Raw genomic sequence first — 376 nt, forward strand, 5'->3', positions numbered from 1 at the left:
GGGATCGACGCGGGAATGTTGAGCGTCTGGGTCAAAGACGAGCGGCGCCGGATCGCCGCCGCCGAGGTTCAGGGCGAGAACCCGCTGGAGGCGGCCGAGCGGGCCGAGCTGCAGCGGTTGCGTAAACAGGTCGCCGAGCTGGAGAAGGACAACGCGTTCCTGGTAAAAGCCTCGGCGTACTTTGCCGCGATGCAGAAGAACCGGCCCGGTTCGCTCTGATGGCCAAGTACGCCGGCCCCGATGACATCGCCGGCGTGACCGAGGGCGAGCGGTTCGCGGTCCGGCGCATGGCGCGCCTGCTGAGCGTCTCGGCCTCCGGCTACTACGCGTACCTGAAGCGTTGTGCGGCAGCGGTGTTGACGCCGCGTCAGCAGCG

The 376-nt window shown here is 68.4% G+C and carries 1 pseudogene; it reads left to right on the forward strand.

Annotated elements, in window-relative coordinates:
• A pseudogene (locus tag SK571_RS46275) lies at window positions 1–219 on the forward strand (hypothetical protein); the annotation flags it as partial.
• Window positions 220–376: the final 157 nt, after the last annotated feature.

Source organism: Lentzea kristufekii (genome assembly GCF_033949925.1).
GTDB lineage: Bacteria > Actinomycetota > Actinomycetes > Mycobacteriales > Pseudonocardiaceae > Lentzea > Lentzea kristufekii.